This is a genomic window from Halomonas sp., assembly GCF_052095765.1.
Taxonomy (GTDB): Bacteria; Pseudomonadota; Gammaproteobacteria; order Pseudomonadales; family Halomonadaceae; genus Halomonas.
This window is the reverse complement of sequence record NZ_JBQDJZ010000043.1, coordinates 1-4,761: the sequence shown is the minus strand read 5'-3', so window position 1 is coordinate 4,761 and position 4,761 is coordinate 1. Positions and strand designations below refer to the sequence as shown.

Below are 4,761 nucleotides of genomic sequence, written 5' to 3'. Positions count from 1 at the left end.
GTGCTAGTGTCCGTATGGACGTGGAGGTTCAAGTCCTCTTCTGGGCACCATTTGTTCGATGTCTTTTCTTCGGAACATATTTCTGAAAAACGCATCGCTCAAGCAAGACCCGTAACACTGGTCTTTAGTAACATTGCTCTTTGTCAGCTCGAATCGTTCGTGTTTCGCCCAGGTGGCGGAATTGGTAGACGCGCTAGCTTCAGGTGCTAGTATCCGTAAGGATGTGGAGGTTCAAGTCCTCTCCTGGGCACCATTATCCTCTTGCGATAATGACAGCCATAAACAGAACACGACGAACATGCAGACGCGCCCAGGTGGCGGAATTGGTAGACGCGCTAGCTTCAGGTGCTAGTGTCCTTACGGATGTGGAGGTTCAAGTCCTCTCCTGGGCACCATTATTGCGTCATGCATGAAAGAGCCAGACCGCACTCGTTGCGGTTTTTTTCTGCCTGCAACTTGTGCTCGGTAAATACCGACTCCAGAATCAATCAAGCGGAATCAGTCAAACCTGCCCGGCAGGCTCGACACCTCCTCCACCCCCCAGCCGCTGATATTCACACCGGCTTCCAGCGCCGCCTCCATAGCCGGATCAAGCTGAGGCATGAAATTCAGCCCGGTCAACGCTTCGATGTCATCAATGCTTACCAGATAGTCGCTCAGCGGCTCATCACCAGCGACATCCTGCGGCATCACGAACGCCAGCGCCCGAGGCGATTCACCGGGCACCACCAGTATCTTGTAGAAACTGGTGGGCACTTCTGTCCAGCCAACCCGATTCAGTGCACCAACGATAATATCGTCTTGATAGATAGGGCCAGTGATCACTTGCAGTCGCCCAAAACGGGGCACGAAATGATCCATCACCGCCTCTTCAAGACGCTGCCACAGCCGACGATTTAGATCGGGCTTCTGGGGCGTCATGTTGCTCATCAGGAAAGTGCCCTGCTGGGCAGCAGGTCCGTGTACCGCTGCAATGGCATAGTTGGGTGCCAGATGCCCGCGATCGTAGCCGCTGTGACGATAGCTTGACGTGGCCACTGGCCACAGCGTTCGCCAGTCTTGCTTGAACGGGGGACGCGGGGGAATATCTGCATAGCGCACCGGCGTCAGCTCATAGCTGACCCACAGCGGTGATATCCTGACGTCTGACCAGCCCACCAGGTAACCATCGTTTCGCATCACTCGGTGCAACGCCAGCCAGGAATTACCTCTTGCAGGCACACCCATCCAGCTCATGCGGTCATAGATGCCACGCTCACCATAGGTCCACAGTCCACCGCCGACCACAACAAACACCAACACAATTGCGCCGCGACGCCGCAGCTGCTTACGCAGGCGGCCACCCACCCTGCGACGCGACCTTCCACGCCCCCACCACCAATCCATCCCACGACCTCCCTGTCACACAAAGCGCGCAGCACCCCCGGCAGGCGCCAACCAGGTCGGCACTTTCCAGCCAAACGAACGGCACTTAACCTATCAAACGAACGGCACTTAACCTATCAAACGAACAGCACTTACCAACCAAGCGAAAACATGGTTTCCAGGTCATGGCGAGAGTGCACCTGCATGGCATTGAGCGTTTCGGTATCACGGATACCTTCCACGTCATTGAGTCGCCCGGTTACCAGCTCGGCAAGACTTTCAAAATCTCGCGTGCGTGCAATGGCCACCAGATCGTAGCGACCACAGGTGGAAAACACCTCGGAAATACCCTCCACTTCGGCCAGGCGCTCGGCCACGGATTTGACCTGCCCTTTTTCGGTATTGATCAGGATCACGGCATTTTGCATTGGACTACCTCCGGTAGATCGTTGACTGATTCGGGGCTATATTTTTTCAGAGCGCTGTTTTTCAGGGCCATCCCTCATTACACGAGTTCAGCGCAGGCAAGCCGTCTGCGGTGCTACCCGCAACAAGCTGAGTATACCAGCCACACGACCAGCGACCAGACAGGCTGACAAGCAATGGGAACCCTGAGGTGGTATAAAGGGTCTGAAACAATGCCAAGCAATCAATACTGGCAACCTATAAAAGCCGGACAACCGGCTACAGCTATAGCTGAAACCCGTGATGCAAGCAGTGACAAAAGCAACAGGAAGGAGAGACCATGACTGATAATAGCCGTCGTACTTTCATGCGTAACAGCCTACTGGGCCTTGCTGCCCTGCCGCTGGGTGCCGGCGTACTGTCGCGCAGCGCGTTTGCCCAGGAGATGCCGGAGCTGGATCCTGAAGCCGCACAGGCCAAGGCCTTGAACTATGTCAAGGATGCCAGTGAAGCCGCCGACCATCCGGCATTTGAAGAAGGCGAGAATTGCGAAAACTGCATGTTTTACACCCCTGACAACCAGGGTTGCCAGCTGTTCCCACAGAACAGCGTGGAGCCGGCAGGCTGGTGCCAGTCCTGGACCGCCAAAGCCTGACGGACTTGCCAGTGCCCTAGCACATAGCCCGCGACGACTGATCGCGGGTTTTTTTTCCAAGGGCACTTCAGGCGCTATAACGTCGCCGCCAGGCGCATCCCCTGATCAATCGCCCGCTTGGCATCAAGCTCAGCCGCCTTGTCAGCACCGCCAATGACGTGCACCGAAACACCAGCTCCCTCCAGCGCCTCCAAGCCATCGCGCACCGATTCCTGCCCGGCACACACCACCACGGTATCCACCGCCAGCACACGCGACTCGTCATCGACACGAATATGCAGACCCGCGTCGTCGATAGCCACATACTCACAGCCTGGTAGCATTTCTACGCCGCGATGCCTGAGTGACGCCCGATGCACCCAGCCAGTGGTTTTGCCCAGCCCCTTGCCGGGCTTGCTGTCTTTGCGCTGCAGCACGCTGACCTGACGAGGCACCTCAGGGCGCCGTGGTGACTTCAGGCCACCGGGCGTTGACACACTCAGATCAACGCCCCACTCGTCGCACCAGTCTTCAATATCCAGCGCCGGCTGTCCTTCGTGGGTAAGCATTTCAGCCACGTCAAAACCAATTCCGCCAGCTCCGATAATCGCCACCCGCTTGCCCACCCGCTGTGGATACATGATGGCTTCCGGATAGGACATAACCTTTGCATGGTCGCTGCCTGGCAATTCAAGCTGGCGAGACCGAACACCCGATGACATGACCACTTCATCGAAACGGGAAAGCTCCGCCACCGATGGCTCGACATTCAGGCGCACGTCAACGCCATGCTTATCCAGCATGACCTGGAAGTAACGCACGGTTTCATTGAACTCCTCTTTGCCCGGAATGCGCCGCGCATAGTTGAACTGGCCGCCGAGCTGCGCCTGACGCTCAAACAGCGTGACCTCATGCCCGCGCTGAGCCGCCGTTACAGCCGTAGCAAGCCCCGCCGGCCCACCGCCAACCACGGCGATACGACGCACCGTGTCGGCAGGCTCAATCAGTAGCTGGGTTTCATGGCAAGCCCTGGGGTTGACCAGACACGAGGTCAGCTTGCCCTGAAAGGTATGATCCAGACAGGCCTGATTACAGGCAATACAGGTATTGATCTCCTGATCACGCCCCTCAGCGGCCTTGAGCACCCATTCCGGGTCTGCTAGAAACGGCCGCGCCATGGACACCATGTCAGCATAGCCATCAACCAGCAGCTGCTCAGCGGTCTCAGGCATGTTGATACGGTTGGTGGTCACCAGCGGCACCTTGACCTCGGCCTTCATACGCCGCGTCACTTCACTGAATGCTGCCCGCGGCACGCTGGTCACGATGGTTGGCACCCTCGCCTCATGCCAGCCGATTCCGGTATTGATGACGTCAGCTCCCGCTGCCTCAATCGCCCTGCCAAGTGTCACCACTTCATCAAAGGTGCTGCCCTCTTCCACCAGGTCGATCATCGACAGCCGGAAGATGATCAGGAAGTTATCGGGCAGCGCAGCGCGAATGCGCTTGACGATCTCTACCGGAAAGCGAATGCGGTTCTCGAAGCTGCCGCCCCATTGATCGTCGCGCTGGTTGGTACGCAGACAGATGAACTGGTTGATCAGATAGCCTTCCGAGCCCATGACTTCAACGCCGTCATAGCCGGCCTCTTTGGCCAACCGGGCGCAGCGCACATAGTCTTCGACCTGCTGCTCAACTTCGGCAGATTCCAGCGCGCGCGGCGCCATCGGGTTGATCGGCGCCTGAATGGCCGAGGGCGCCACCAGCGCCGGTGAATAGGCGTAGCGACCAGCGTGAAGAATCTGCATGCAGATATGGCCACCTTCAGCATGCACAGCCTCGGTGACCTTGCGGTGATCCGCAACCTGCTCAGGCCGCTCAAGACTTGCCGCTCCGTGAAAAACGGCGCCCTCAGCATTGGGCGCAATACCGCCAGTCACAATCATCGCCACCCCCGCCCTAGCGCGCTCGGCATAAAAGGCCGCCAACCGCTCAAAGCCATGACGCGCCTCCTCCAGATTGGTGTGCATGGAACCCATCAACACACGGTTAGGCAGCTCAAGATGGCCAAGCGTTAAAGGGCGAAACAGGTGGGGGTAGGTCGTCATATTGTTGTACCTCTGTTGTTGCGACTAGAGTTGCGACTGGGGCTTCGGTAAATTCAAACAACTGTATGACTGTCGCTCGCAGAGTGCAACTCATCCATTTCCGCACCTGGTTGACGCACTCCGGCATTCCACCAACGAAAAAGGCCCTGCATCATGGATGCAGGGCCTTGAATTCGATACAGACAAATGGCGGACCGGACGGGACTCGAACCCGCGACCTCCGGCGTGACAGGCCGGCATTCTAACCAA

Annotated in this window: 4 protein-coding genes and 3 tRNA genes (1 of these 7 only partly in view); 4 read left to right on the top strand and 3 right to left on the bottom strand. The window is 57.7% G+C overall.

The window, feature by feature from the left end; genetic code table 11:
• From ACTH3D_RS07260 to ACTH3D_RS07250, 3 genes are all read left to right on the top strand, one after another.
• Window positions 1-50, top strand: a tRNA-OTHER gene (locus ACTH3D_RS07260); it begins 43 nt to the left of the window's first position.
• A gap of 116 nt (window positions 51-166) precedes the next feature.
• Window positions 167-253 (top strand) — tRNA-Leu (locus tag ACTH3D_RS07255).
• 55 nt (window positions 254-308) lie between these two features.
• Window positions 309-395: transfer RNA gene (locus ACTH3D_RS07250), tRNA-Leu, on the top strand.
• A 103-nt stretch (window positions 396-498) separates the two neighbouring features.
• Here ACTH3D_RS07250 and ACTH3D_RS07245 read toward each other — a convergent pair.
• Both ACTH3D_RS07245 and ACTH3D_RS07240 read right to left on the bottom strand, forming a co-directional pair.
• Complete coding sequence (locus ACTH3D_RS07245; protein WP_441666396.1) at window positions 499-1,386, bottom strand: DNA/RNA non-specific endonuclease; 888 nt, start codon at window positions 1,384-1,386, stop codon at window positions 499-501.
• Between the two features lie 131 nt (window positions 1,387-1,517).
• Complete coding sequence (locus tag ACTH3D_RS07240; RefSeq protein ID WP_441666395.1) at window positions 1,518-1,793, bottom strand: Lrp/AsnC family transcriptional regulator; 276 nt, start codon at window positions 1,791-1,793, stop codon at window positions 1,518-1,520.
• A 317-nt stretch (window positions 1,794-2,110) separates the two neighbouring features.
• On the opposite strand from ACTH3D_RS07240, the gene ACTH3D_RS07235 reads away from it, so the two are divergent.
• Window positions 2,111-2,425 carry a high-potential iron-sulfur protein gene (locus tag ACTH3D_RS07235; protein WP_441666394.1) on the top strand — a complete coding sequence of 105 codons (315 nt, stop codon included), beginning with the start codon at window positions 2,111-2,113 and terminating at the stop codon, window positions 2,423-2,425.
• A 74-nt stretch (window positions 2,426-2,499) separates the two neighbouring features.
• Here the strand turns inward: ACTH3D_RS07235 and ACTH3D_RS07230 are convergent, their stop codons facing one another.
• On the bottom strand, window positions 2,500-4,512 hold the full coding sequence (locus ACTH3D_RS07230) for an FAD-dependent oxidoreductase (protein ID WP_441666393.1): 2,013 nt from the start codon (window positions 4,510-4,512) through the stop codon (window positions 2,500-2,502).
• Between the last annotated feature and the right edge of the window lie 249 nt (window positions 4,513-4,761).

Coding starts and splice junctions, on each gene's coding strand:
- ACTH3D_RS07230 (WP_441666393.1), bottom strand. CDS start 4,512: ATGACGACCTACCCCCACCTGTTTCGCCCTTTAACGCTTGGCCATCTT.
- ACTH3D_RS07245 (WP_441666396.1), bottom strand. CDS start 1,386: ATGGATTGGTGGTGGGGGCGTGGAAGGTCGCGTCGCAGGGTGGGTGGC.
- ACTH3D_RS07240 (WP_441666395.1), bottom strand. CDS start 1,793: ATGCAAAATGCCGTGATCCTGATCAATACCGAAAAAGGGCAGGTCAAA.
- ACTH3D_RS07235 (WP_441666394.1), top strand. CDS start 2,111: ATGACTGATAATAGCCGTCGTACTTTCATGCGTAACAGCCTACTGGGC.